This window comes from Salarchaeum sp. JOR-1 (assembly GCF_007833275.1).
Taxonomy (GTDB): domain Archaea; phylum Halobacteriota; class Halobacteria; order Halobacteriales; family Halobacteriaceae; genus Salarchaeum.
Map to the genome: position 1 here is coordinate 1669377 of NZ_CP042241.1, position 23217 is coordinate 1692593.

Sequence of the window (23217 nt, forward strand, 5' to 3'; positions counted from 1 at the left end):
CCACGGTATCATGCAACACGCGTTTCGGGTCGGGCAACAATACCGCGACACCGGGAGTTACCGCAACCCGGACGACCAGTTCCTCCGATGGATCCGCGGCCCCCTCGACAGCGGCATCAAGAACACCGGTGGCATCCGTGATCTCAGTGCGGATCGGTCTGAAACCCCGCAGCTCTCGTGCTCGTCTCGAACGATAGCGGCATCTCCCAGCACGACGACCCGTGGGAGGACACCCTCGCTGTCAACGCCGGGTACATCAGCTACTGGGGCGACGCGAAAGCGGACAACCCCTACGACGAGTCTGCGCAGAATCAGAAGATCAAAGCCGCCTTCGACAACGCCGCGGCTGGTCGGCGCGAGAACGTCCCGCCGGTTCTCGTCTTCCGCAAACCCGAATCAGGCGTCGTCGAGTTCTGCGGCCTCTGCGTTCCCGATCACCTTGACGTGCGCGCGTACCGTGCTGAGGACGGGACGCAAGTCCCGAACTACCAGTTCCACTTCTCAATCCTCAACACCAACGCCGTCCCCGTCACGTGGTTGCACGAGCGCGCTCAGCAGAACGACGACAGCGCGGCACCCGACGTCTGGCAGCAGTGGGTCCAAGCCGGAGAGGTCGCCCAGTGGCCGACCGGGGAGCCCCTCAACCAGAGCGGTCGGGTGCGCCGGTATGAGACGTCCGAAGTCACTGTGAGCGACGCCTTCCGGGCAGACACGCTCGAACGCTACGGTCACGAGTGCGCCCTGACTGGCATTCGAGAAGATGCGTTGCTGGATCTCGCGCACGTCCTCCCCCGGAGTCAGCACCCTGACTTAGCCGAACACCCGGAGAACGTTCTCGTGTTGAACTCACTGCACCACCGCGCGTTCGACGCCGCGCTGTTCACCATCGACAGCGACTACCGCATCCGAACGAGTCCCTCATTCGATCCGGCTCATCCCTTCCTCCGCGAAACTATTCTCGACCGGCACGGCGACCAACTCTCGTTCCCACCGACTGTTGAGATTCGGCCATCGTTCCTCGAAGAACTCAACGCGGGTCTCTCATGGCTCTAATTCACTCTTCCAATAGGACGGCTGTTCTCGTGTCGGATGGCGTCTCGACCGGCGTTGATGCCTTCGTGGTCAATCTCGAGAAACTTCACTCAACGCCGGACCGACAGCTAACTCGAGTCATGCGCGTCTCAGTTCAGCCGTGAAATCGCCCAGGCTGCTCGTTCGCGCACTGTCTCGTCTAAGTCGTTCTCTTTCACGTCCTCAAGTTCCTCGATAGGCACGCTCACGTTCGCATTCCCGATCAGCGAGCACACGTTCGCCCGGACTTCCGGACTCGGATCCTGCAACGCAGCCGCTAACCGATCCTGCTGGGCTCGAATCGCCGCCGGATCTGCCTCCCCTGCTCGCTGAAGTGCGATCGACGCGTTCACACGCGCCTGAATATTGGTGTCGTCCAGCCGCGCAGCGATCCGATCAGCATACTCAATCACGACTGCTGGATGTTCCTGCGCAAGATCGCCGAGCAATCCGACCGCATTATTCCGAACGCGTTTCGCGTCAGCGTCCAGTACCGCCACCAGTTCCTCCACAATGGCTTCTGCGGCATCCGGATAGTTCGACGCGATCTTCCCGAGCGCCGCTAACGCATTCGTCTGCGTCGTCTCATCCTCACTTTGCATCGCCTCGATCAAAGCATCAATCGCCGGAAACACCTCCTCAGGATACGCTTCCGCGACGCAGGACAGTGCGTACACCGCGTAACTCTGCGTTGCCTCCGTCTCTGCCGTCGCCGCCGCTTCCAAGGCCGGGACGGCGTCGAGGACGTTGGCCGGGTCCGCCTCCGCGACCTCCATCAAGCAACGCGTCGCGGCAGCCTGGGACATCGAGTCCTGACTCGCATACGCCGCTAGGTCTCCCACGTACTCGTTCAGCACCGCTGGGTCGTCCGTCGCTGCCTCGTGGAGTACTTGGAGCGCCGCTCGGTCGAGCGCCGACGGCTCGTCAGCCAGTAACGCGACCGTCGCCTCAACAGCAACATCGCGGGCGTCGTCCCGGTGCTCTACTGTGGTCATTGCCAAGCGGAGCGCTTCACGGCGATCAACGGTTTCCGTGTCCGCGACCGCGTCAGACAGCATCGTCCGAAGTGTGTCCTCATCCACCGACCCGGGGTCGTCTTCGAGCTGTTTTCGAACCGCCGCGAACGCCGCCCCCGTGAGTGGATCCGCGAGACGCTCGTACGGAACCGGATGCAACGCCTCTAGTGGTCCGTCAACCGTCAATCGATATGTTCGGCGGGCTGGTCGCCTTGCTCATGAAACCCGAAATAACTGCCATCTGTCAGAATCGGTGTGATGGATACAACGCGCGAGTCGGTCACGAGAGCCTGGTGGCTAACGGAACCACCCGAATTGGTAGAAACACACCAAATCTTTACCGAACAGAGTAAGATATTCTTCAAGGTATGGTCGAAAAGCTCGGGCTGAAAGAGGTTGTGGCGATGGGTGTCGGCGGGATGGTTTCGGGCGGGATATTCGCTGCTCTTGGGGTTGCGATGCAGCAAGCCGGTAACGCTGTCCCGATATCCTACATCCTCGCTGGCGGTATCACGCTTTTGACCGCCTACTCTTACATCGAACTCACGCTTTACTTCGAGGAGAACGGCGGTGCGTTCTCATTCGTCGAACACGTCGTTGACAACCCCCACATAGCAGGGTTCTTCGGCTGGGTGCTAATCGCTGGTTATATCGGGACTATGGCCATGTACGCGTTCGCCTTCGGGGCGTACTCGGTCGGGCTTCTGGAAGATGTGCTGGGTGTCGGGATGCCCTGGTTTGCACGTCCTGCGATATCGGTGGGTGTAGTCGTGTCGCTCATTGGGGTAAACCTGGTGGGAGTGCGGGAGTCGGGATTCCTCCAGGACGTCCTGGTATACATCAAGGCCGCGTTTCTGCTCGGGATCGCGGTTCTCGGTGTACTGGCCTTCGAGGGAGATTTCCCGGATTTTGCCAGGTTCTTCAATGAGGGCCTGATTAGCCCGATAACCGGATTCGCAATCATCTTCGTGTCCTACGAAGGATTCCAACTCCTGACCTATGACTATAATGACATTGAGAACGCGAGGAAAAACCTTCGCCGTGGAATGTACATTTCGATTATTACTGCCATCGTCATCTACGTCTCGGTATCGTTTATGGCCACCCTCCACCTCACACCCACGATAGTGCAGAAATACGGGGAGTACGCCCTGGCAAAGGCGGTTGTGCCGTTCCTCGGCAGTATCGGTTTCGTGGCGGTCGTGGTTACCGCAATACAGAGCACAGCGTCGGGTATCAACGCCACATTGTTCGGGTCGTCACGGCTCGCACACCGTATAGCAACCGAGAACGAACTTCCGCGGCTTTTCTCGTTCAGGAACAAGAAGGACATCCCTACATACGCACTCTTGGTTACAGGAGGGTTGACTGCAGTTCTTACAGCGGTTGGCAGTCTGAAACAGATAGTCGAATTCGGATCCATAGCCTTCCTCATAGCGGACAGCGCCGCCAACTACACCGCGCTCCGCCTCGCCAAGGAAACCGGGATCCGCAGGAGTATCCCGCTGATAGGCCTACTAGGAACTGTAGTCGCTCTTCCTCTTGTCCTCTTTCACCTTTACATCACGGAGTTCCATATTCTCGTCTCAATCGTCGGTCTCTTCACCGCGTTGCTTTTACTAGAGTTCCTATACATCGAGCGGGAGCAGGTGGAATGGGCTGCAAAAAGCGTGGAGGAAGACCTCCACCTCGAAAAGTGACGTCTCGGTGATTCTTAACTGAATTCGGTGACCCCCAAGATGGCGTTCATTCGGCTCTGCCGGCTTAGTTAAAGACGAATGTCCAGTGTCTGATAAAGATGCCTGACCTCTCCACCAAATCGAATCACCGCTATGCGAGTGGAATATAGACGGTGCGCCTGCTGACTACAGCCTCTATATCTCGCGGGCGGTAAGAGAACCATCACCGATCCACCAGTTCAGATCGCACGATCCTGAACTCGTCAGTTCACCGTTGACGGAGTACTAGTTCCGGGAGCCGAACGGAGAAGCGCTCATCGCCTCCCGCGGTTTCGAACCAGAACGCCGGCGGCCCCTTCAACGGCGTCATCGACGGCCGGTCCGGCTCGAAATGCGTGACCAGATGCGTCTTCTGTTCTCCGTTCGTTCGGTGCGTGAGTTCGAACACATACCCGTCAGCAAGAGCGTCTCGAACTGCATCACCCGATTCAAACCCACCATCCGGACTCAGGTCACTCGAGGACGGCGGCGACAACCCGACCTCTCCCCGCCGAACGTGCTCAACGAAATCCCAGGCGTGGTAGTGTTCCCAGCCATCGACGTGCCCTAAATCGAGATCGTCGATGACGATATGGCCCTCGGCGTCCGGGAACAACTCACCGAGAATCTGGAGCCGCTCCTCGCGTTCCGGCCACCACTCGTAGTACCCGGACTCGTCTTGCTCACCCAGCGCGTCGATATGTCCGTCACGCCGCCGAATCGACTCCACCGTGCCCGGGATGTCTGCTTCGTCAACGAGGTCCTGATTCCCAATCGCCCAGACTTCGTGACCAGTCTCGTGTGCCCAGTACCGCACCCACTCAAGCGGCACCGCGTCCCGACGCGGGTGCGGATTCACGTCCACCGTCCAGTCCCGGTCGAACGCCAACACGTACATCACGCCACCTCCACGAGTTGCTCAGCCAGCGTTTCGAGCTCGTCGGCTTCACCAATAGTACGCAACCATCGATCAGGAAGGGAAGACGCTCCGAACCGCGCGCCAGCCACCGCGCCCGCGATCGCACCAATCGTATCGGTATCACCACCGCGATTCACCGCCGTCACAATCGCCTCCTCGAGGCTGTCACAGCCGAGTCCGTCGTGGAGTGCTGTCTGGAGCGAGTGCACGACATAGCCCGATGTCTCCAACGAACCAGGAGTGTCCCCTTGAGCGAGCGGCCTGAGCGCAGCCACGAGTTCGTCCGGTGCACTCGCGTCGACGTAGTCCAGGGCATCCCGCAATGGCGTACTTGTGCCTTCCAGGAGACCAGCCACTGTGAGGTTCAGAATCGCGCAGCCATAGGTACACCGCGGATCAGCATGGGTGATTTGTGAGGACTGGCGGCTCACTTCGACAAGGTGCTCCCAGTCGGTCGCGTATGGGATAGCGAGCGGTGGGCACCGCATCACGCTGCCGTTCCCGGCGTTCTGTCCTTCTCGACTCTGTTCCCACACGTGTTGGCCTGCCTCGTCCCAGGTGTCGCCGTGTTTGAGGCGACTGAGCGTCCGCATCGTCATCCGCCCGATGTCGAACGGGTCACTCTCGTACCACGCCACGAACCGCTCGGCGACATCCGCTGGGTCAAACCCCTGGTGTTCGACGAGGCTTCGCGCGATACACAGCGCCTGCTCGGTGTCGTCCGTGATCGTTCCAGCGGGCTGATTCCACGTGCCGTGCCCGACCATCTCGTCAAGACGGCCGTACTCTGCGCTGATCTCCGACGCCGCGGCGAACTCAACCGGTCGCCCAAGCGCATCCCCACACGCAAGCCCCAACAACACCCCGCGAGCGTTGTCTCCATCCATACGTACCCCAACGACAACATCTTGGAAAAACGTGGGATAGCTATCACTCGCCGGGGTTGGTTCCCGTGCGGAGATTCTCCCGGTACTCGCCCCACGCCTGGTACATCTCCACCCGCTCCGCTTCGGTCATCGTCTCGTGGTCGTCCTCGTCGTAGAACGGCAACTCCTCTTTTTCCGGCATCGCCATCACGACGCCGAGCGGATAGAGTTGCTCGTAGTAATTCTCCAACACCCACGCTTCCCCGTGCTCAGCGACAGCTTGCCGGATGTACTGGGCAGCCTCCGGGTATTCTTCTTCGAGATTAGTGGTCATTGGCAGACGCAGGTATTGCTGCTCTTCGGCCACTTCGAGCCACGCGCGAAACGGTCAGGCGCTCGTGAATTCGGCGAGGGAGTGGTTCGGGCTGTCAGTGTTCCACTTCCCGATCTGGATGAGTTCGAACGTGTCGAGGCGCTCCTCAACTTCCTCGTCGAGTTGTGCCTGCACCGCCGGTGGGAGACTCTCGACGGGGAGGGCGGTGAGTGCGTGCTGGGTGAGGCGGTAACTGGTAGCGAGGCTCGTCGGGGCGATAATGATGACATCTGCGCCATCGACGTCGTCGAGGGCGAGTTGGGCATCCCGATACTGGAGCACGGTTGCGTCCAGTTCGTCGACGGGAAACAAGTCGGTCGCATCCCCGTAGTCAATGCTCGCCCCCGCCGACCCAAAATGTCCTCTGGGCATAACCAAGAATAAATATATTCTCATTACGCATTAACTTTGTGGTGGGGGACTTCCGTTCCCTCGACTCCACCACTTCCCTCGCCCCCAGTTTGACTACCCCAGCATCCCACCAGCCGTTATGCCCCGCGATCTCCACGACTGCACCGCGGCCGAACTCGCCACACACTCCGTCGAATCCCTCGACCGCGACACCGCTCCAAGTGACGCTGCCGCGTGGCTCACCGAGAACGGCTACGACGCCGCCCCAGTCTACGCTGACGACGACCCAGTCGGCTTCATCCACAAGGACGACGTCACCACAGACGACGACGGCGACACTCTCGACGACCACCTCACTCCACTGACCATCGACTACATGATCAGCGGCGACGCCGCCTTCCCCGCCGTCCTCGACGCCCTCATCGAACACCCCGTCTACTTCCTCGGCAGCCACAACAACGTCACCGGCATCCTCACCCGCGCCGACCTCAACACCGCCCCCGCACGCATCTACCTCTTCGACCGCATCACCTACCTCGAAGAACACCTCCGCGAACTCATCCTTGACCAAGCACCGAACTGGAAAGACACGCCCGTCACCCCACAGGAACTCGACGACATACACGACCGATACGAAGACGCCCAAGCCGCCAACGTCGCCTTAGACGAGATTCACTACGCACAATTCTCCACGCTCGAAACCATCGTCACCAGCGTCGAAGCCTGTTGGGAACCCTGCGGCTTTACCAACAAAGGAACCGCTGAGACTCGCCTCCACGACGTCACCGACCTCCGCAACGACGTCGCCCACGCCAACCTCCTCATCGAAAACACCGACAGCAACGACTTCCTCACCGAAGGCCGCACCACGGACAACCTCTACAACACCCTCGACACCATCACCGACATCCTCGACAACCTGCAAGACGCTGGCTACCACCCGTGACGGGGCGCTGCCCGAACCGGCTTACGCAACACGCAACACCGGGCGTTACGCGTCGCTGCCTTCCTGCTTCGACGGCTTCTTGTATTCCTCGTCGATGTGAACGTCCACGATTTCATCGTCAGCGCGGATGCTCACCAATCCGATCCGCAAAAAGTCGTCACCTGTTACCTTGCGCTGATCCACGATCGGCTTCACCTGCGAACTCACCCACTCAAGGTCAACTGCCCGGAGGTTAGTCCCGAACAACGCGAATTTAACCGTGTCATTTCCTCTGTACGCGAAGATCTCGACCTCGGCGACATCATCATCAGCAGTGTCAGCCGGGTCCGGATAATCCGTGACCGTCTCCATCACTGACTCCACAATCTCTTTTCTATCTTCCTGGGTGAACATAGTCCATTGCTGTCACGCGGGAGTTGACGGATCCGCGTCAATCCGTTGTTCGCTACCGATACCTGCCAGCTGACGATGCCTGGTTAGGATCGTGTCCTATTTTGTCGGATAGTTGCCGCGACAATGTTCTGTGAGGTCTGCCTTAAGGGTTAGGCGAGGTATGCCCAAACCAGCATCCTACAGAACCTCCCCAACAACCCCTGACGATGCTATTTTCATATCTTTCTATTTTGCATATATCGCCGCCATCTGCGGTATCACTAGCAACAGCATCATCACGAATCGGGCAGTATCGGTCGATTTCCATTCCTTCAAAATTTCATCAACTCAGCAACAATTCCCTGTGTTCGTTCGACGAAGTGGCGCTATGTGCGAAGCGTCTCGTCCACCTCCTGAAGCGCGTCAATCGCCTGTTGCAGACGACCGCGCAACTCCTCGTCAACACCATCCGCGTCCTGCCCACCAGACTCCCGCTCCTCATCGACGACATGGGCGTCCGACCCCGGCTCGAGATCGTCTGCCATTCCCGTTTCCTCTCCTGACTCCGGGGACTGGTCGGCAACCGCATCAAGTCGCTGCTGTTCATCGCCGGCTTCCTCTGCGGTGTCGGTCGTGACGGAAGGCTGCTCCGAGCGGGTACCGTCAGCCGGTCGGCCACCGCGCGCGAACGCATCCAGCGGGAAATCGTACGCACAAGCGCGCTTGTGCTTGTTGAACGTCGTGCGGCGCGACACGCCCAGCACCTCGATGACATCGCTGCGGTCACATCCACGTTCGAGCGCTTGCCGGACCTGCTCATCTTCCATCCGCTGCAACAGCAACTGCGGATCGTCCGGAATGTGGCCGCGCGCCGAATTCTCGACCTGCTCGGTGAGCCCCCACTCCCCGGTCTCGACGTCCTTGTCCACGATCTGCTGGTCGCGCGACTCGACGAGATTGTCCAACCCCATCAGCACCCACAACCGCTCACGGACCGCTGACACCGACAGGTCAGTCGGAACTCCGGAGACGATGTCGCCCGTCCGGGTCGGCCCCTGCTCTGCCAGGTACCGCAAGATCTCGATATCCTGCGGGAGCAGCACGCTCTGATCCGCTTCCGTGATCTCGACCGGCGAGTCTTCGGGCGTGGACTGCTGGTGCAGCCACGTGTGACAGGACCGGCACAGCAGCGTCAGGTTCTCCAGGTCGTGCTCGCTCATCTCGTCCGGGTCGCGTTCGATGTGGTGGACGTGCAGCGTCGCTAACCCGCCTTTCTCCGGGCCGCGCCGCCCGCACGACTGGCACCGATGCTCGTACGTGGCGAGCACCTCCCGCCGTGTCTCCGGATCGACCGTCTCGTGGCACTCATGCGGACTCCGCTGCCCAGACGGCGTGTCGTTGTTCGACTCCTCTGTTCCGCTCGCGTCGTCGTGACTTCGTGACTCTGTCGTTGACATCTGTTGCGTGGCTGGTTTGGTTGGGGGGTTCAGCGATGTACCGCGCGGGGAGAGGTGTGGGGTATCGCTTCAATCCGCCGTGGCACCTGCGCGGCTACCTATCGAGACGTATCTGCGAGTCTGGCGGCGGCACCCAGTTACGGATCCGAGCACTCCGCGCGACGTGGAAGGTCTGCTCCGCGGGCATGTCAGATCGACCTCGTCGGCGTCAACGACTTCACGCTAAATTCGGATTTGCTACAGTACTGCTCAGCGACCCGTCCAAGCGCTCGTGTCCGCAACACGTCCGCCACGTTGTGCAAGACGAGCTCACCGAACCGCCCGTCGTCAAACGCCGCAACAGCTTCCTTACTGTCCGCGAACGGATCCAAGTCACCATACGCGCCATCACATAGCACTTCGTACGCGGCCGCGAGATCACCGTGCTCGTCACCGTCCACCGTCGTGTTGAACCGATCACTAACGAGCGGCAGTACGTCTGCGTACGCTACATCGACGAACGGCCACGGCACGTCCAGTTGCGCGTATCGCGTTCGGAGAAACGGCAGATCGAACCCGCCGTTCCACCGCTCACCGTTGTACGCGACCAACAGTACATCCTCATCACACAACCGCTCCTCGACGAATCCGGCGACCGCTTTCAACAGGGCGCGCTCAGACTGATGCGTCGAGACCTTCACCAACGTCTCCGTTGCCTCTTCCACTACGTCCTCGACATCGACCGCTGACCGCCCACCAGTCTGGACGAACACGCGCACGCCCATCGGCACTGCGAACCCGACGACCGTCACTTCGTCATCAACGTCGAACCCGGTCGTCTCGATATCGAACGCGACCTGCTCAAGCGGCGCCGTCATCGCTCACCGTCACCTCCAGCGGTCGCATCGTCACGCACAGTGTCCACTGCTGCACTCGCAGTGACCCTCTCCCCGACACGATCCGCGCCAGCCGGCCGCACCCGCAGCTCGCCGAACCCGAACCGCGAGTGCGACCCGACACGCAACACGCCGTTCACCGCCGTCTCCAGGGGGTCACTGCCAGTGTACTCGACGCACTGCCCGTGATCCACCACCCCAAGCACGTACTCGTCATCACCATCGACGACCCGCGTCTCCCGCCGCCGCACTCCCGCATCCGGAACGCCCCACCACCATGGGACATCCTGGTCGTCCGCGCCCGGGTACTCCGTCGATAACACGTACGGCGACACCAACTCCAACTCGTAGGTATCTGCGTCGGCCAGCCGCGAGTAATCGAGGTCCTCGAGCGTCACCGTCTGCGTGTCGGCCACCGACAACTCACCGAACCCGTAATTCCGACCACCACCAACCCGCAGGCCATCCAGCACGTCCTCCGCCACCGGCACGACCTCGTCAGCGCCACCGTCATGCAAGTACGCATGCACGTACCACTGCACCGACCGCCGCCGATTCCGCTGGCCCTCCGGCTTCCCGAACCAACACTCAGACGCGAACACCTGCCGACCGCCGTACTGCTGGACATCCAGCGCGTTGTGCGCGTCCCGCGGCCGCGACTCCAACAACCACCGCTGCGCCGCATCACGGAACACGAACAAATCAGCGTACGCTTCGACGGGCGGCAACGACTGCCCGAGCTTCCCCGCGTACCCATCCTCCGAGTGCGCCGCCGGGTACTCACCGTACTCCCCAGACACGAACACCCCGTGACTCACCTGCAACCGCTCCCGAACCGCGTCGTCGCTCACCTGGCGCGCGACGGCGTTGAACAGCGCGTGCCCCGTCACGAAATACGGATGCCCGAAGTACGGCGCCTCCAACTCGAACAACACCTGCTGAACAGTCGTCATCGCGCATCACCCCCAGCCCCACTCGTCGCGTCGACGTAGTCCTCAATCAACTGCATCGCCACCGACCACGACCGCACACGCCGCAGCTGCGCATCCAACACACGCCACTGTCGCTCGCCGTCCACATTGAGCGGGAGTTCGGGCAGCCGCGACCACACGTCCGCGAACGACCGCGCCGGCGCCGACCCGAGCGCTGCCGCCGGCCGACCATCCGGGTCAGCCGTCATCCGCAACGACACCGGCCCTGCTTCCAGAACCGTGCGATGGGGCGTCACCGCGTCATCCGGATCATCAACGACTAAGGACAGCTCGTCGAACGCCGCGCCGGCGCGGTAATTCGACAGCAACGCCGCCGCCAACAACACGTGGTACTTCAGCGACGTGTACGGGTAATACGTCGCCTCGTTGAACACCGCCGCCGCGTCCGACTCCAGCCACGCCGCATGCGCCGACTCCGGCTCCTCAATCGCCACCAACTCCCGTACTGCGTTGCGGAACGCGTCCACGCTCGTCTCCTTGGTCACCGTCTCTCCAGTCAGCAGCGACACCCGGAACGGCGAATCATGCGCCGGGAGCGTCTGCTCCGGATCACCGCGCGGCCGACTCAGCATCGCCGCATCCGCGTCCGCACCACGCGGTACCGGCTCATTCACACGCTGCCCAGCAACCTCCTCGACAGCTCCCTCGTGAGACCGCCCCCGAAGCTTGTGTACATCGTGCCGATACACCGCCAGCATCGGCGGCGCCTCCGTCTCACCATCGCTTTTCGCAGCTGCTGCCGTCACGACCCATCACCTCCCCGCGACGGCACCGACAACTCACCATCCCGCATCGCCGTCCGCGCCTGCAACGCCCTGACGAACTCAGGACGCACCTTCGACCGCCCCACCTCATCCTTCTCCGCCATCGCAGCCGTCTCGTCCTGCGCGCGGTTGAATACGCGCCGCACCTCCTGCTCCGAGTACAGCGGATTCACCACCCAAACATCCGCGATGCCGGCGCCGAAGTTTCGCGCGCCGCCGACCTGGAACGCGAACTCATCACTGTGCGCATCGAGGAACGACACAGCCTCGAGGAGGAGCCCGATGAACTCCGGTTTCAGTTCGCGGAGCGTCAGCTTCCACGTCCCCTCGACGTTCCCGAGCACATCCCGCTCCGCGTGCCGGAGTGGCTGCCCGCCATCCTCGTCATTCCGCGACCGGACCTGATTCGAGAGCTGGCGATAGTGCGCCTCGGCTTCGCCGTCGAGCACGTCCACGTTGCGCCGGATCGGAGAGAACGACACCGGCCGCCGCAGCAACTTCCCCGGCTGATCGCCGAACCCACCGAACAGGTCGTAAATGACACAGCCCGCATCGTGGTCGTCCAAGCACGCCCCCTTCTCGTGATACCCCGACTCGAGATCACGCTCGTACGTCTCCGCACGCATATAGTCAGCATCCGATTCGCCCGGATGGCACGCCGTCGCGCCCGCAACCTGAACGACCTGCTCGCAGCCGTGCCGCAGCCACCCCGACAACGTGAACGGTGAGATCTGCCCCTCGATCTGATTCATCGGGTCGTCGGCCTCGTACCGATCCGCCGACGCATGATGCCGATCCGTAACGATCCCATCGCCCGGCGCAAGCAGGTCGATTTCAATCCCGACATACACGTCCGGGAACAGCATCTCCTTGACCGACCGCGGCAGCTCCAACTCGACATCGAGATGCGACGCCGCCAGCCCCGACTCGTCCGCCGTCATCGCTGACCACCCCAGTTCAACCCGCGAACCCCCTCATCATCCGACTGTTCCGATCGACGACGGGCCTCACCCACCGAAAGCTTCACCGACGACCGCTCCTCCTCCCCATCATTCGAACTCACCGCCACATCCACACTCACACCATCACCGCTCGGAACTTCCCGAACCGACTTCGTCGAAGCCTCACTCACCGCTACCACCTCCGGCGCGAGCAACACCGGCCACGACGACTGCGTCGCCGCATCAGAACACCACCCAACACGGCCTTCAACCAGCAACTCTCGCACGCCCAGCGTGAACTCCTTCGGCGGCTCGTGCCGCCCATCACCGCAAACGACGTATCCGACCTGAAACATCACCCTCCCAGCCGGCCGGAACACGTACACCGTGACCGGGTCACCCTCGTGAAGAAAAGAGCCGCACACTTGACACGCTGCGGCCCCTTCCCCGAGCGAAATATAATTTATTTTATGTATATCTTCAATTAGCGGTGCGACGCTGCCTTCTTGTATTTCCGAATCTGATTTCTTCATGGGTTCTTGGGCGGTATCCGGAACCCAGCCTGGGTGCTGCAACACCCGGGCACTTCTGTTGATCAGTGCCCGACGACTGAGTTCACATCCATTAGTCATGCGTCTATTGGGATAAACCTTTGGACGCTCGACTAATGGATATTCATCCAGCAGTCATATGTGAAAAGGCACTCACGTCACTACTATGGGCGAGCGGGACCGGGACGAAGAAAGTGGGAAATTTACTGAGGAGTACCCTCCTCAAGAGTTTCTGGAAGCCCTGTCTGAAATCGGTCCAAGTGGCACGACGGATATCTCAGATCACATCGGGTGTGACCGCCGGACTGCCTATCTGAAATTGAAATCCCTCGAAGAGGAGGGCAAGGTTAGAAGCAAAAAAGTCGGAAATTCTCTCCTCTGGGAACTGGACGAGTAGCTTTCTACCTATCGCGCGAGATCACTCCAACTCTATTGCTTTACTAGCTGCGTCAAGCGGATCAGTGTAGAATACGAGCTGAAGTTGATCAAGGAGTTCATCAGGTATCTTCGCCAAATCTTCTTTGTTCTTCGCAGGAAGCAGCACCGTCTTTGCCCCCGAATCAGCAGCTAACTGGAGCTTATCGACAAGGGAGCTAACAGCGACCAGCTCTCCCATTAAACTCATAGCACCTAGTACCACGGCTTGCGGACGGACTGGTCGGTCCAGAATACCCGAGACGATCCCTACGAGTAGTCCAACACTCGTCTCGCCGCCTTCACTCGCGTCAGATGGATTGAGCACCTGAACGTTGATGTCGTACTCATCCAGCGTTTCATCCCGGCGAAGCTCTCGCATATTCGCCTGAAGATAGTCACACGCTGTCTCGAACGATTCCTTCATATCACTACCCGGGGTTCCTGAGATGTTCGTCTTGCCTGAGCCCGGAAGTGCCTGTGTTTCAATCCGGAACGGTGCGTGGCGACCCTCGCTGTTTCCGATAGTGTAGACCGTCCCAGGCTGCTGTGTTCCCGGGGGAATAAGCGTCTCATCAGCCTCCTCCGGCACCGGGACGTAGATCTCCTCTTTCGTCTCAAGATCGAGGTACGAGAACTCCACTGCCCGGTATTCCATTCCTCCCATCCGCTTCAGCTGCTCCTTCACCCTTCTCCGGCCCTCCATTGCGAATTCGAGGTATTCGCGGAGTTCTTCCTTGGTGTACTCTCCATGCGGGTGAAGTAATTTGAGTAGACCAGAGACGGTTTTCCGGACAGCCTTCTCGTCTCGTTGATTCAGGTGATCTCCGAATGCGAACTCCTCGTTGATCACGTCGCTGTAGGATTCCTTCCGGAGTTCGCGTACGAATTCAGCGAAGTAGTCCACGATGAATCCGAACTGGTCACCGAAGAACTCGGAGCGCATCTTCGGGACTTCCCATCCCGGGAGGTAGTAGTGGAAGCGGTCAATGAGGGCGAGATCCTGCATATCTTCGGGGAACGGTTCGAAGAGGTGGGAGCTCTTGAGAACGCCTTCCACGTCGAGGTCGATGTTTCCGACGTAGACCATCGAAGCCTGTGCTGTGAGCTCTTCAGTTCCGCGTGAGAAGCTCCCGGACTCCATGTAGTCTTTGAGCATCTGGACTGCTTCCGAGTCGCTGAACTGGAGTCCGCCAACTTCGTCAAAGGCGACGACGTCCCAGCGGCCGACGAGTCCAATCCGACCGGTGTTGAGGTTCAGGAAGAGCTTCGCAACGGTCGTCTTACCGCCGGAAATGAGGATGGAGTGCGGGCTAATCTCACGGTAGAGGTAGCTCTTCCCGGTTCCACGGGGACCCAGCTCGACGTAGTTGTAGTTCGACTCAACGAGCGGAATACATCGAGTGAGGAAGAGAAACTTCTCGCGCTCCGAAAACGCGGAAGGATCGTATCCGACACTTTGGAGCAGGAGGTCAAGCCATTCGTCGCGCGTGAATTCACGGCGACGTTCTTTCAGCTGGTCGAGATCGAGATTCGATACCTGAATCGGTTTGAACGAGTCGATTCCGAACAGGCTCTTCGGGCTGTTTGCGTTGTCTGGGAGGTATTCCAGGTCGATGATGGCCCACACACCACCGCCGAGGAGCTTGGGATGTTTGCTGACGAGATGCTCGTTGACCTCGACGTCGCTCAGGCCGAGATTCACGAACGAGCCGATGTAGGCGTCCTGTTGCTCGTCGAGTCGGACGTTCACTTTGTCGATGACTCGGTAGCGCCCTCGCTCGCGCACTTCGCTCTTGACGAATTCGGCTTCGTCAGGTCGGACGAAGTGCTTCGACAGAATCTCTTTGACCTTTTCGAGCCCCTCCTCAAGTGATTCCTCATCATCCGTGGCGCAGTACTGCCCGATGAGGTACTCCAGAACGTACGTGGGAACGTTCGCGCCAGATTTGATGTCCTGAACGAGATCCTTCCGGACGACGCGTCCGGGAAAGACGTCGAGGGCTTTCTGATCGACGTCCTCAGTTGTCATTATAAAGGAGAAACAGAGCCGGGGGCATATTGGTGTCGGTAAAACTGGGCCAATCCACTATCGACGACTGCTTCGAATCTACTCTCGGGCCGGCCAGCACAAATCGCTGAGAACGGGCAGTGTTTAGACGTCGAATCCCATGTCGTCATCTCCGAAGAGCAGATCGAGCTTGACCGTCTGCTTGCTTATCGTCTCTCTGGTGTCGGTGTCTATGACTTCGAATTGCACACTGTCCTCGCCGGAGATCGCGCCCTGTTTGAGCCGGACTCGGGTGGTATTGGTTCCCGGCGAAATCTCCATCGAAGCAGGGTCTGCAACAGGCTCGCCGTCGATGTTCGCACGGACTTCCAGGGTCGGTGCTGGGTCGAAGGCAACTTGGCCGCTTTTGGCCTCGATCTCCACGGGGACGATGGAGTTCGTGATCGGATTAGGGATGGAAACGTCGTAGGTGATCGACGCGCTCTCCTCGATTTCTTCGGTCGTTACGGTGAGGCACGGAACAAGTAGCTCCTGAAGTGAAATTCCACCGTGGAAATAGCGCATGTTCCCACCCTGTGCTTTGAAGCACGCGACACTTCGGGGGAACAGTAACTTCAGGTTGGGGGCGTCGATTCCGAGATCAGACAGCACATCCGGGCCCATCTCGATGAACTCGTCCGTATCGACGAGTGGGGTATCGCTGTCCGCAGCGGCGAACCGTCGCTTTACGATAGGGGCGAGGTCAGGGGATTCGACCTTGAGGTCGTCAGACAACCGGTCCGTGTAGAGGAACCCGTGATCGCTCGTGATGACGAACCGGGTATATCCTGCTTGCTTGAGCCGCTGGACCGTACGTTCGACATCGTCAACGTGCGAGGCGACTTGGCTGAACGCTTCGTCGTCGTCGAGATTCTCACCGAGTTTGTCTATCGTCCCGGAGTAGACGACACGGGGAACCGGCTCGGACTCGGTCAGCTCTTCCAGCGAGATGTCGCTCACCTCGTCCATGTCCACGACTTCGAAGCCCGCGTTGCTGAGCCGTTCGACGCGATCCGATTTGCCGTTCATCGCCTCGCCGCCGCTGGTCACGACGAGGTCGTCATCGTCCAGAGAGAGTCCGAGTTCTCCGGGGAGGTGTGCAGCCATCCCGACTTCGGTAATCGACGGCAGCGCTGCGCTGACAGCACTCAGGTTCTGTTCGAAGTCGGTTCGTCGGCCGAGATTCTCCTTGATAGCTTCGGCGAGTTCGTAGCGTAGGCCGTCACAGATGATGATTGCTGTCCCGTCCTCCAAGTCAGCAAACTCCTCGTAGAACGAGGTTTGTGGTGTTCCGAGCGTCGGGTCGTCACTCAGGATATCGGCGAGCGGGCGATTGACGTCCTGGAGGAAGGACATGTAGTGTCTGGTGACCCGCCGTTTCACCATCGGTTCCTTGGGGTAGACGAACGTGGTCTTCCGGGTTGCATCGATGTATCGCCGATAGGATGCGTCGATCTGCCACCAGCCGTCTTCGCGCGTGTAGGCTTGAGCGAATTCTTCTGACGTGAGGGTCTTCGCCTCGTCCGCGTCAACGGTTCCAATCTGCTGGAGGGTTTCGATGGCTCGGGCAGGGACGGACCAATCGACGAGGTCCTCGTTGCTCCAGAAGCTGTTCTGCCGGGTCGTGACGGTCTGTTCGAGATCTGCGGCGATGTCGGGAAGATCAGCGTACGTCTCTTCAGCGAGTCGTTCCATCACGAGCCGGATGAGGCCCATGTCGATGCCCTTGAACGCCGTAGCGTCCCAGTGGGCACGCTCCGATTCCACCACGGCCTCCGCGAGGTCGTAGTCTTCTTCGATTCGTTCGGCGTAGCGTCGGAACTCGGCAGGCGCGTACTGCTGCCACTCGTCGCAGAACGCCGCAGCAGCGCGGGTGTCGTCCGCCGCGAGTTCGTCGTACCGGGACGTCGGAGCGCGGCTGGCCACCTCACCGAAGAGAAGCTGAGTCGCTAGCTCTTTCGGGTCGAGCCCCGCCGTGACACCGTACTCCTCTCGGAGTTGCGCGTCCCAGGCGTCGGCCATCGCGTTGTCCTCGATTGTCTCACGATATTCTTCAGGGTTCGATAGGTATGCTCGCACCCAATCATCCGTCTCCGGGCCAGCGGTGTCGAAGAGAACGCAGAAGAACGATAGGCGCTGAACCTCGCGGTTCTGGCCCCAGTCCTCATACGCGTCAGGAATCTCTTTGTCGTGCTCGACGAGAAACTGCGTGACAGGGGTGTCATCGATATCCTGGCCGACGCGGTACTGTCGTCCGAGGGCGTGGATATCGCGGAACCACTCAGCGTCGTTCCGTGATTCAGGGATGTAGAACAGCCAGTTCTTCTCGTAGTCCGGATCCTCCTCGTGGAGGCGACGCTTCAGTTCGAAATAGCTGCCGTCGTAGCGGGCGAGCGTGACGTCGTTGAGTGCAGCTTCGACCTCGTCGAGGACACCTTTGTACTTCTCCTGAGCGTCGTACCACACCCAGACCGGATGTCGGTCGAACTTCTGCCGGAGTTCCGTGATAATGCTGTCCGCAAGATCACCCATATATCGATTACCTCGAATAACTCGATTTTATCTTTGGGAGTCCAGTTTCAAGAACTTCATACTGATCCCACTCCTTGATGTTCTCCCAGATGCCCTTCTCAACATCGACGCCGACACCGTCGTCGATCATCCGGTCGATGGTGTCACGGAACTCCCTGATGTCGTTGAGGTCATTTTGGACTTCTTCTTTTCTGTTCAAGAGTTCCGTATCTGGACTATCTCCCTTAGTCTGGGTGTTTAGCGTCTCAAGTTCGTTTTCGAGTTCATCAATGCGGGGATCAAGGTACTGGCCACGGAGCTTCGGAAGCGTATTCGCGTCGATGTCGTGGTAATAAACGAAGCAACTGAATGCGCCATTCGGACTCTCGATCTGCCAATAGATCGGATTGGTTTGGCCCCTTCGATTGTACTCTTTACAGTGGTTATACCTGAAGTACCGCTCTCGTACCCAAGTGCGAAGATCCCGACCGATTAAACTCTGGATCTCTTTTTCAACTTGGCCGTAGTCTTGAAAGAGTTCTTCGGCTGTCGTTACGAACAACCTCTCGTATTCATCAGCGTGGTCACTGATATCTAGGATCCCATCGTTTTCGGGGGTTGGTGCATCGTAGTAGCCGAACAGCGAGCCAAAGATCACGGATACGATACTCCCCGCGGCTTTCTCCGTTTGATCATCGGAGTACTGGCCGATTTCTTTCTTTATTTCGGCGACTGTCAGAGGGGACACTTCGAATTCATGGCTAAGCTCTATCACATCCAATTCGGACGAACCGGAGACCTCTCTCCTAATCTCATTCCAGTACTCGGAATCAACTACCCGCCGAACCTTGTCCGCAAAAACGTCTGGAAGTTCAGCATCATTATCCTTGCAAACGTAAGGATATTTGATTAGTTCAGCGTTTCCTTCTTCAGATATTTGTTTTCTAGACGCTCTGTCAATACCGTAATTATCGTAGACGAGTTCGGAAATCACACCACTTGCGAGGGCGACTTTCGCATCTATCATATCCGTATAGTAACACAATTCGTCGTAATTGTTTCTGAATACAGTATTGTCGAACTCCAACGATTTATCCTCGATTGCAGCTTGCTGTTTCCGCTGTTCGAGACAGTACTTGGCCCAATATTCCACACTCTCTAGTTCGTCAGGAGATGGATCAAACGGGATATTTTCTACGTCGCCTGGATTAAAATGTAACCCGGGGTTCAGACCCTTCATGATATATCTATTGAGGTCGGAGTTCAAGTAACCCAGAAGATAATACATCAGGTCATCTGCAATATCTATCTTGTAAGCTGTTTTACTGTGAATGGCTTCTTCTGTTAGATACTTCGCGGTGAAGTCGCTGCTGAAGTCTCGGAAAACGATTGCGGGATTGAACATTTCCGGGATCTCTGAGAAGCCTTGGATGTTTTTCCCATGTTTCTTGGCATACTGCTTGATATTTTCCCCATTATTCTCCCATCGAACAAGAGTGTCCGTATAATCATAATAATCCGTATCACGACCGTTATCGACCCACGGTTCGTAGTCCGATTTCGCATTTGCTTCCGTGACTTCCCAGAATTTCCTGAGATGGTGATCGTTATCGCCAGTAACGATTCCACTGAATGTCTCTACGTATTGGTCAAGGGTATTATGTTTGTCAAATAGAGACAGAACATCCTGCCCAAACCAATAAACGAACGTGTTATTTCCAATTCCAGTAAAGCTATTCTGATTTACGACATATACGTCTGGATGATCACCCTCTGTACGAAGACTCTCCTGAATTTGGTTTAAACCCTCTATTTTCTTTTCGAACGTCGAGTATCGCTCAAGCTCATGTGTAAGTCTATAGAACCGCGACTTCTCAAAGTTTTCATCATTATTCCGGATGACGAAGGCAATAGTGTACGAATCTTTTTGCTGATCGAATCCGTATCGAGACAGGTGAAGTCCTTCAGTTATCTGGGTCTCGTCAATTAGTTTTTCCCTGATTTTCCTGTATGACTTCAACATCAGAAGATCTTCCGGCGTAACCAAAGAAGCGTATCCATCGTCAGCAGTAAGTTCGGTTCCTCTCTCGATGAAGCAGGTATAAGAATTCCTATAAGACATGAAGTTACTTTTAAGGAAATTTTTCAGATTATCTCCCATCTTCTGACTAACGAGATACGGCGGATTTGATAATACAACATCATATTCGTGTACCAAAACATCAAGGATTTCGACCGTCTTTCCGACTTCTCCCGCAAACATCTCTCCAATAGCATTATTCTGCTCTAAAGCCTGTGAGGCCAAGTTACTCACCTGATCTAAAAGTCGCTGTTTAACTTCTGCCCAAGTTTCTTCTTGGCCTTCACCTGACACGAAAGAGCTCTGTGTTGCGAGAGTCCCTTCGCTAGTGAACTTCGCCTGCCCGGATTTTCGGATGGCATCTCGGTGTTCTTCTAATATCTCGTCGATCCGTTCTTCTATACGGATTAAGCTTCCAAACTCCCGGATGTCAGCAAAACTATCCCAGATCTGTTCAATAATTTCCTCCTCCAGCTCGGATCGCGCACTTTCAAGAACCTCCTTTTTCCGATCTCCATTGATTAGTACTGCATCACCAGAAACAATATTTATCTGAGGAATTGTCACTTCAGGAGATTTTTCTTTCGCTTTGAGATACAAGGAAAGAGCTGCAATTTGTGCCGCTCCTGAATCAATATCTATTCCATAGAGGTTATTACGTAGAATTTCTCGGGGAATGTGCTCTTTCGGATATTTTCCTTCTTCCAGATACATCTGGTAGAGAACGTCAAATGCGTAAAAGAGCATGTGTCCGCTTCCACATGCAGGGTCGAGCACGGTAATCTCTTCAACCGGCTTCTCTTCACGATCATATAACGAATCATCAACCGGGGAGAGATAGAAGCAGTTATCTTCAGTATGTATATCCGTCATGTCACCCTGCATTTCGAGCCATGTTCGACCCAGCGTGTTATCGACCATCCACTCGACTATGTATCGCGGTGTGAATAGCTGGGTTTTCGTAGCGATATCCGTCCCTGCGATCTTGTAGTTCTCTTCGTCAACGCGTTCGTCAATCTCTTCGCGTTCTTCCTCACCGAAGTACTGGTACACCCAGCCCAGAGCTTCGTCACTTTCCCAGGCTTCGTCGTCGATTGCGTCCAGTTCGTCAAGGACTTCTTCTCGAACCTGCGCGTCGAGGTCGATGGCGGTGTGTTCGGATTCCTCGAAGATCATCCGAATCTCCGCACCGATCTCCTGGTACGCGAGGTCGAGTGCGGCACCGAAACCGTCGTCTGGAGCGTTGGTTAGCTCGCCAGCGATCTCCGCCACGGTGTGGTGCATGTACGACCGGTTGCCGTACTCTGGACGCTCGGTGATGGTTTCCTCGACGAGACCGCGAACCTCGATGGTCTTCAGCGCGACAAAGCGGTTGAGGTAGGTCTTCGTTGCTTCGCGGACGTAGTTTGTGATCGACCGCTCCAAGTCGCCTTCCGTGGATTCGAGTTCTCGTTCGATGGCAGCATCCAGCGTTCGTCGAGTGTGGCGTTCTTCTGCGGACAGGTGAGAGAGGTCTTCGAGCGGGAGACGCTTGTCCTCGTAGATACCGTACTTTTCGAGTTGTCGGCGAAGCTCGTCTTCGAGGGTATGGCGCGTGCTGAGAATGGTGCTTCGGATGGTTGAGCGTTGATCCGACGAGAGACCAGGTTGACCGTGTGTCGTGGACATGGATATTAGAGGGTCGTGTACTGCCACGAAACGGGCGGGACGGCAGTACGCTGTGTCGTGATTCCCGCCCGCGATGACATACAACCAGCAAGTGCTCGGCGTGTCTTATATTGTTGGGGTTAGAAGTGATGCGCCAGGATGCTCAGGACTCCTTCGAAAAATCGGTATCGGTGGGAAATCTTCTCGCCTTGAAACGTCGCCCGCATGAAATTTATAAGCTGCCCGGATGGACGCCAGTTATGGTCAGCGCGTATATTGTTCGGCGAACGCCAGCGGGGACTGACCGTATGGAGGAATTCCTCCAAGAGGAGATGGTTGCGATAGGTTGGTCCACGTTGGGTGATTTATCCGAAGCGGATAAACAGGAAATCCGAAATCGGCTTGAGAAGGAGTACCCGGATGACGATCCCAGAGCGATCGGACTCAGGGTCGGCTATATCAATCGGCTCGTCAATAAAATGGATGAGGGGAATACGGTTCTTGTTCCGCGATATGGTAACGTCTACGTTGGCGAAGTTACAGGGGAGTATGAGTACAAAGAGTCGTTATCTGAGGACTATGCCCATCAACGTCCGATAGATTGGAGGTTTAACAAATCTGCCATTGATGGGCAGAAAGCACCACAGAAGATTCACAAGAAGCTCTATCCGGGAACAGTCAGTCATACGGTTCAGGACCTGGATGATAAAAATGCGGTTGAAACGTTTCTCAAACAGTCAGCTGGTGCCGAGAAAATCCGGTATTTTGAACTCCTCCAAGATGGCGAACTCTATGGAATCAATAAGAAAACCATTGAGGAAGCCATGCTCACCGTTTTCCAGCGGTACTATCCTACGATGCGTGGCGCTGGAACGAGAGGGGACGATGAAGGAGATACGGACCTAATTGCTGAAAACCTCCCAGGTGATCTTACTGTTCGCATCCAGATCAAGCATTACGGGGACGGCGATCTTGGCACCGAGCCTATAGACCAGCTTGCCAAATCGATGGATGACGGCGATAGAGGAATCGTGGCCACAGTCGGCCAGGTTAGTCCGGCCGCCGAGAAGCACGCTGCGGATTCAGATTACGAGATCTCGTTAATTGATGGGTGGGAGTTCACAGAGTTGGTGTTCGAACATAGAACTGAGTTTTCAAGGAGTGAACGGCGACTGCTGGGTCTCGACTCACTTCCGCAAGTAACCTGAATAATGGACTGGCTTCCCAAATCTCGTCGGGAAAACCGTGAACGGTTCAGGATTCCCTACCCCAGTTGGAGCCTTTGAACCCGAAGAAAATGGAT

At 57.5% G+C, this 23217-nt stretch carries 20 protein-coding genes; 5 read left to right on the top strand and 15 right to left on the bottom strand.

The features are described 5' to 3' along the window. Positions 1-177 precede the first annotated feature (177 nt). The gene (locus FQU85_RS09725; protein ID WP_206022035.1) at positions 178-1053 is read left to right on the top strand and encodes an HNH endonuclease; all 876 of its coding nucleotides are present in this window, start codon (positions 178-180) and stop codon (positions 1051-1053) included. A gap of 128 nt (positions 1054-1181) precedes the next feature. Here the strand turns inward: FQU85_RS09725 and FQU85_RS09730 are convergent, their stop codons facing one another. Beyond that, a complete protein-coding gene (locus tag FQU85_RS09730) occupies positions 1182-2273 on the bottom strand; it encodes a HEAT repeat domain-containing protein (RefSeq protein ID WP_206022036.1) in 1092 nt (363 codons plus the stop codon). 182 nt (positions 2274-2455) lie between these two features. Between FQU85_RS09730 and FQU85_RS09735 the strand changes: the two genes are divergently transcribed. After that, positions 2456-3787 (top strand): APC family permease, encoded by a 1332-nt coding sequence (locus FQU85_RS09735; RefSeq protein ID WP_145847347.1) that lies wholly within the window; start codon positions 2456-2458, stop codon positions 3785-3787. Positions 3788-4034: 247 nt separating this feature from the next. Here FQU85_RS09735 and FQU85_RS09740 read toward each other — a convergent pair whose 3' ends face one another. From FQU85_RS09740 to FQU85_RS09755, 4 genes are read right to left on the bottom strand one after another with little or no spacing between them, the layout of a single operon-like run. Beyond that, positions 4035-4703 (bottom strand): hypothetical protein, encoded by a 669-nt coding sequence (locus FQU85_RS09740; protein WP_206022037.1) that lies wholly within the window; start codon positions 4701-4703, stop codon positions 4035-4037. Continuing rightward, a complete protein-coding gene (locus tag FQU85_RS09745) occupies positions 4703-5611 on the bottom strand; it encodes an ADP-ribosylglycohydrolase family protein (RefSeq protein ID WP_145847349.1) in 909 nt (302 codons plus the stop codon). Before FQU85_RS09745 ends, FQU85_RS09740 begins: the two co-directional genes overlap by 1 nt. A gap of 43 nt (positions 5612-5654) precedes the next feature. Beyond that, positions 5655-5924, bottom strand: a complete 270-nt coding sequence (locus FQU85_RS09750) for a hypothetical protein (RefSeq protein ID WP_145847351.1) — start codon at positions 5922-5924, stop codon at positions 5655-5657. A gap of 54 nt (positions 5925-5978) precedes the next feature. Next, complete coding sequence (locus tag FQU85_RS09755) at positions 5979-6335, bottom strand: hypothetical protein (RefSeq protein WP_145847354.1); 357 nt, start codon at positions 6333-6335, stop codon at positions 5979-5981. Between the two features lie 118 nt (positions 6336-6453). Between FQU85_RS09755 and FQU85_RS09760 the strand changes: the two genes are divergently transcribed. Continuing rightward, on the top strand, positions 6454-7260 hold the full coding sequence (locus FQU85_RS09760; RefSeq protein ID WP_145847355.1) for a CBS domain-containing protein: 807 nt from the start codon (positions 6454-6456) through the stop codon (positions 7258-7260). A 45-nt stretch (positions 7261-7305) separates the two neighbouring features. Here the strand turns inward: FQU85_RS09760 and FQU85_RS09765 are convergent, their stop codons facing one another. The 7 genes from FQU85_RS09765 to FQU85_RS09795 form a co-directional block, all read right to left on the bottom strand. Beyond that, positions 7306-7611, bottom strand: a complete 306-nt coding sequence (locus tag FQU85_RS09765; RefSeq protein WP_145847357.1) for a hypothetical protein — start codon at positions 7609-7611, stop codon at positions 7306-7308. Between the two features lie 407 nt (positions 7612-8018). After that, positions 8019-9089 (bottom strand): HNH endonuclease, encoded by a 1071-nt coding sequence (locus FQU85_RS09770; protein ID WP_145847359.1) that lies wholly within the window; start codon positions 9087-9089, stop codon positions 8019-8021. A gap of 188 nt (positions 9090-9277) precedes the next feature. Continuing rightward, positions 9278-9946 (bottom strand): hypothetical protein, encoded by a 669-nt coding sequence (locus tag FQU85_RS09775; RefSeq protein WP_145847361.1) that lies wholly within the window; start codon positions 9944-9946, stop codon positions 9278-9280. Continuing rightward, complete coding sequence (locus FQU85_RS09780; protein ID WP_145847362.1) at positions 9943-10917, bottom strand: hypothetical protein; 975 nt, start codon at positions 10915-10917, stop codon at positions 9943-9945. The genes FQU85_RS09775 and FQU85_RS09780 overlap by 4 nt, the downstream gene beginning before the upstream one ends. Continuing rightward, complete coding sequence (locus FQU85_RS09785) at positions 10914-11702, bottom strand: hypothetical protein (RefSeq protein WP_240792419.1); 789 nt, start codon at positions 11700-11702, stop codon at positions 10914-10916. Before FQU85_RS09785 ends, FQU85_RS09780 begins: the two co-directional genes overlap by 4 nt. Beyond that, positions 11699-12661 (bottom strand): hypothetical protein, encoded by a 963-nt coding sequence (locus FQU85_RS09790; protein WP_145847364.1) that lies wholly within the window; start codon positions 12659-12661, stop codon positions 11699-11701. The genes FQU85_RS09785 and FQU85_RS09790 overlap by 4 nt, the downstream gene beginning before the upstream one ends. Then, the gene (locus FQU85_RS09795) at positions 12658-13047 is read right to left on the bottom strand and encodes a hypothetical protein (RefSeq protein ID WP_206022038.1); all 390 of its coding nucleotides are present in this window, start codon (positions 13045-13047) and stop codon (positions 12658-12660) included. The genes FQU85_RS09790 and FQU85_RS09795 overlap by 4 nt, the downstream gene beginning before the upstream one ends. Positions 13048-13378: 331 nt before the next feature. Here FQU85_RS09795 and FQU85_RS09800 point away from each other — a divergent pair, with 331 nt between their 5' ends. Further along, complete coding sequence (locus FQU85_RS09800) at positions 13379-13609, top strand: transcriptional regulator (protein WP_145847369.1); 231 nt, start codon at positions 13379-13381, stop codon at positions 13607-13609. Between the two features lie 21 nt (positions 13610-13630). Here the strand turns inward: FQU85_RS09800 and brxL are convergent, their stop codons facing one another. The 3 genes from brxL to pglX all read right to left on the bottom strand — a co-directional run bounded on the left by brxL (position 13631) and on the right by pglX (position 21935). After that, on the bottom strand, positions 13631-15658 hold the full coding sequence (brxL, locus tag FQU85_RS09805; protein ID WP_145847371.1) for a protease Lon-related BREX system protein BrxL: 2028 nt from the start codon (positions 15656-15658) through the stop codon (positions 13631-13633). 123 nt (positions 15659-15781) lie between these two features. Continuing rightward, entirely contained in the window at positions 15782-18208 is a 2427-nt protein-coding gene (locus FQU85_RS09810) for a PglZ domain-containing protein (RefSeq protein WP_145847373.1), read from the bottom strand. Between the two features lie 7 nt (positions 18209-18215). After that, entirely contained in the window at positions 18216-21935 is a 3720-nt protein-coding gene (pglX, locus tag FQU85_RS09815; protein ID WP_145847375.1) for a BREX-1 system adenine-specific DNA-methyltransferase PglX, read from the bottom strand. 287 nt (positions 21936-22222) lie between these two features. Between pglX and FQU85_RS09820 the strand changes: the two genes are divergently transcribed. After that, positions 22223-23122 (top strand): restriction endonuclease, encoded by a 900-nt coding sequence (locus FQU85_RS09820; protein ID WP_168219970.1) that lies wholly within the window; start codon positions 22223-22225, stop codon positions 23120-23122. The last annotated feature ends 95 nt before the right edge of the window (positions 23123-23217 follow it).

What these genes read in the sequence shown, in the direction of transcription:
- FQU85_RS09810 (WP_145847373.1), bottom strand. Translation starts at nt 18,208, where the DNA reads ATGGGTGATCTTGCGGACAGCATTATCACGGAACTCCGGCAGAAGTTC.
- FQU85_RS09740 (WP_206022037.1), bottom strand. Translation starts at nt 4,703, where the DNA reads ATGTACGTGTTGGCGTTCGACCGGGACTGGACGGTGGACGTGAATCCG.
- FQU85_RS09765 (WP_145847357.1), bottom strand. Translation starts at nt 7,611, where the DNA reads ATGGAGACGGTCACGGATTATCCGGACCCGGCTGACACTGCTGATGAT.
- FQU85_RS09790 (WP_145847364.1), bottom strand. Translation starts at nt 12,661, where the DNA reads ATGACGGCGGACGAGTCGGGGCTGGCGGCGTCGCATCTCGATGTCGAG.
- FQU85_RS09820 (WP_168219970.1), top strand. Translation starts at nt 22,223, where the DNA reads ATGGAGGAATTCCTCCAAGAGGAGATGGTTGCGATAGGTTGGTCCACG.
- FQU85_RS09755 (WP_145847354.1), bottom strand. Translation starts at nt 6,335, where the DNA reads ATGCCCAGAGGACATTTTGGGTCGGCGGGGGCGAGCATTGACTACGGG.
- FQU85_RS09760 (WP_145847355.1), top strand. Translation starts at nt 6,454, where the DNA reads ATGCCCCGCGATCTCCACGACTGCACCGCGGCCGAACTCGCCACACAC.
- FQU85_RS09750 (WP_145847351.1), bottom strand. Translation starts at nt 5,924, where the DNA reads ATGACCACTAATCTCGAAGAAGAATACCCGGAGGCTGCCCAGTACATC.
- brxL (WP_145847371.1), bottom strand. Translation starts at nt 15,658, where the DNA reads ATGACAACTGAGGACGTCGATCAGAAAGCCCTCGACGTCTTTCCCGGA.
- FQU85_RS09780 (WP_145847362.1), bottom strand. Translation starts at nt 10,917, where the DNA reads ATGACGACTGTTCAGCAGGTGTTGTTCGAGTTGGAGGCGCCGTACTTC.
- pglX (WP_145847375.1), bottom strand. Translation starts at nt 21,935, where the DNA reads ATGTCCACGACACACGGTCAACCTGGTCTCTCGTCGGATCAACGCTCA.
- FQU85_RS09745 (WP_145847349.1), bottom strand. Translation starts at nt 5,611, where the DNA reads ATGGATGGAGACAACGCTCGCGGGGTGTTGTTGGGGCTTGCGTGTGGG.
- FQU85_RS09800 (WP_145847369.1), top strand. Translation starts at nt 13,379, where the DNA reads ATGGGCGAGCGGGACCGGGACGAAGAAAGTGGGAAATTTACTGAGGAG.
- FQU85_RS09775 (WP_145847361.1), bottom strand. Translation starts at nt 9,946, where the DNA reads ATGACGGCGCCGCTTGAGCAGGTCGCGTTCGATATCGAGACGACCGGG.
- FQU85_RS09770 (WP_145847359.1), bottom strand. Translation starts at nt 9,089, where the DNA reads ATGTCAACGACAGAGTCACGAAGTCACGACGACGCGAGCGGAACAGAG.
- FQU85_RS09735 (WP_145847347.1), top strand. Translation starts at nt 2,456, where the DNA reads ATGGTCGAAAAGCTCGGGCTGAAAGAGGTTGTGGCGATGGGTGTCGGC.